This window comes from Butyrivibrio sp., assembly GCF_024699075.1.
The window spans coordinates 1-2,863 of the sequence record NZ_JAILQF010000328.1 but is presented as its reverse complement, the minus strand read 5'-3'; the positions used below and the strand labels follow the sequence as shown (position 1 = coordinate 2,863).

The 2,863-nt window shown below is 35.7% G+C and carries 3 protein-coding genes and 1 pseudogene; 1 reads left to right on the top strand and 3 read right to left on the bottom strand.

Annotated elements, in window-relative coordinates:
- Positions 1 to 774 (top strand): sensor domain-containing diguanylate cyclase (locus tag K6G87_RS13255; RefSeq protein ID WP_296838197.1); only part of this gene is annotated, 774 nt, incomplete at its 5' end.
- Positions 775 to 884: 110 nt separating this feature from the next.
- On the opposite strand, the gene K6G87_RS13250 is transcribed toward K6G87_RS13255, so the two are convergent.
- The 3 genes and pseudogenes from K6G87_RS13250 to K6G87_RS13240 all read right to left on the bottom strand — a co-directional run.
- On the bottom strand, positions 885 to 1,298 hold the full coding sequence (locus tag K6G87_RS13250; RefSeq protein ID WP_296838194.1) for a hypothetical protein: 414 nt from the start codon (positions 1,296 to 1,298) through the stop codon (positions 885 to 887).
- Positions 1,299 to 1,384: 86 nt separating this feature from the next.
- Positions 1,385 to 2,200 carry a hypothetical protein gene (locus K6G87_RS13245; RefSeq protein ID WP_296838191.1) on the bottom strand — a complete coding sequence of 272 codons (816 nt, stop codon included), beginning with the start codon at positions 2,198 to 2,200 and terminating at the stop codon, positions 1,385 to 1,387.
- A 459-nt stretch (positions 2,201 to 2,659) separates the two neighbouring features.
- Positions 2,660 to 2,863 (bottom strand): annotated as a pseudogene (locus K6G87_RS13240) (sugar ABC transporter permease); the annotation flags it as partial.

Genomic DNA, 2,863 nt, shown 5'->3' with positions numbered 1-2,863 from the left:
GGTGCAAATCAGATGTTTCTTGATTACTACGGTCTGTCCTCAGTGGATGAGATCATAGGCAAGAATGATGAAGATATGGGCTGGCATATCAACCCTGAACCTTTTAAAAAGATTGAGCTTAGAGTTTTAAACAACGGCAAGTCCGTTCTGGATGTGCCCGGAGAATGCATAGTAAAGGGAAAGCTCAGAAAGATCAAAGCTTCTAAATGTCCCATTATTTCTGACGGCAAGATAGTAGGCCTTGTTGGCTACTTTATGGATATCACGGATGAAGTTACAGAAAGAGACAGACTTTCCACTTTGTGCCAGACTGATGACCTTACAGGCCTTTTAAACAGACGCGCATTTGGTAATATCGCCGCAGCATATAAAAAACAGTACAAAAACAAGATGGCTGATTTTGTACTGTTTATGATAGATCTGGATGATTTTAAACACGTTAATGATAATTACGGTCACGAATACGGCAATATTGTACTTAAATCTGTTGCCAAGAGCCTTACAATGGCTGCCGCAGGCAACAGCATTGTATTCAGATATGGCGGAGATGAATTTATAATAATCCATCAGATCCGTCATGATTCCGATGTTGAATCTATTGGCAAACATATTACAAGATTCGTAGAAGGGCCACTTAATATTGACGGCAACAACATTTCCATAAAAGTTTCTTACGGATCTGCTTTATATTCAGAAACCATATCAATACCATCTCTTTTGGAACTTGCAGATAAAAGGATGTATGAGATGAAGGAACTCCATCATTCCAAATAAAACAGCTGTCTGATAATCTTTATAAAAAGAGGGTCACTTTGTGACCCTCTTAATGTTATAATTTGATTTATTTAAAGCAATTTATTGCTAAAACTGGCATTTAGAAGCTATTACCACAGCGCTACTACTATACCTTCATCCCAATTAATTACCGCGTCCCATACTCCAATAATAATGATAAGGCCCACACCTTGAGGATCCATTGGTTCAGTTATTGTATATAATACAGTGCCATTTACTATAGGTTCATCAGAATATTCATCATTTCCATATAGTTTTTCTACCAGTTTTTCATTCTCATAATCCCCATAATATTCAAAATACACATAAGGATAACCGCCTTCATAGCCCATATCTGTAGGAAGACCAAAAACTGCTACTGCACTTCCTAGTGTTGGAGATTCTGTTGAAAACACAAATTGTATTGTAGCAGACGTCCATTGCCCCTTTTCGTTGTAATATTCAAGCGTGTAATTATAAACAGCACCGGGAACAACCTGTGGCCCTGTAGATAGATCAGCCATACCAGAAGCAGCCGTGCTGGCAGCGCTCGCCGTAATATAATTACTGCCGGGGGCGCTACTTCACATGTTATAATCCTCAGTTTCTCTTACTTCTTAAAAATAACACCTCGAAATTTAATCTCATCAACATCTACATCTTTAATTTCTGTTAATCCGTATGTTTCATAGAATTCCGATTCCGAAAAACCAAAGCCATAGAAACTGATGCATAATTTGTCCTTATCTTTGAAACAGTTGTATGAGAATATTTCTTTGTTGCCATCGTTATCGAATGTTACTTCACCGTCCTCAAAAGCGATAGTGACATTGTCATTATCTTCGCATGTATATACGCCATTTGGCCCAAGATCGTTATCTACGTAATAATAAGTATTGTAATTGATTTTTAAAGTATTTTTTTCTTCATTATATTTGATACTAATAGGATCTATCCCTTCTTCCTTGATGTTTTCGATCAATTGATCCGGGTCACCACAAGAATGATCCTTTGAATAATCTTCTAAATAATCCATATATGCGTCGGTCAGCTCAAAAGTATCAGCATCAAAAATAAGCTTATTGTCCTTGAGCTTGAATTTTACTGTAAATTCAGCATTCGAGCTGAAGCATGTTAACTCATCTCCACTGAATGTAAAGATGTCGTGACCATCTGTGTAGCTTCCGTCAAGCTTAATACCATCATCTGATACTTCAGTATCAATGTCCAAGAATGAATTATCATCATCAGAATCTTCATCCGATTCATCCTCTGATTCTTCATCTGATTCTTCTTCCAATTCTTCATCCGATTCTTCATCTGATTCACTAACTTCAACATCTTTTTCATCTGTTTCATCTTCTGCACCGCAACCTGATGCAATAACTGTTGTAGCTAAGAGTAGTGCCATTAGTTTTTTCTTCATGTTTAAGTCCCCCATGTATTTAATTTATAAAAATAAATGTAAATCATTTATTTTTTGGCTATAGATAAAAAATCTCCTTCTAGCAAATCTCTTGACTTGCCAGATCATGAACCAATATCATTAAGCTCAACTTTCAAAAAATTGGAAATTTATGCCTTACTGAAGCTGAATTTGATGAACACAATAAATTATAAATATACATATATATGTTAGCAAGTATTTTATTACTAATATTTTAATTATATTTCTATGTCATTAATATACCTATTTTATATTTTTGCGTGCCCTCCGGCCGACGCTGTATCTATCTCATTTATATATTTAATATATAATTAATAGTTTTCTATTTTTATAGCAAAAAATTAGGGCATTCCTATGCGGAATGCCCTTACGTTCAGGTTAACTCTATATAAAATAGCAAGAATGCCAGATTTCAAAGTTTCTTAGTGAATAAATATTTTATCCCTTTACGGCGCCGTCCGAAACTCCTGCCACCAGGAAATTCGATAATGCAAAATATAGTGTAACGATTGGCACTGCTATGAAAATAGCACCTGCTGCAAATCTTGAAAATTCTGTCTCTCCTATATGTGTAAGTCCAACTGCTACTGTCCAAAGATCCCTGTTTTTAAGCAGCATATTTGGAAGTATGAAATCACTCCA

Excerpts from the sequence above, each read along its gene's own strand:
- K6G87_RS13250 (WP_296838194.1), bottom strand. The coding sequence starts at position 1,298 with ATGGCTGATCTATCTACAGGGCCACAGGTTGTTCCCGGTGCTGTTTAT.
- K6G87_RS13245 (WP_296838191.1), bottom strand. The coding sequence starts at position 2,200 with ATGAAGAAAAAACTAATGGCACTACTCTTAGCTACAACAGTTATTGCA.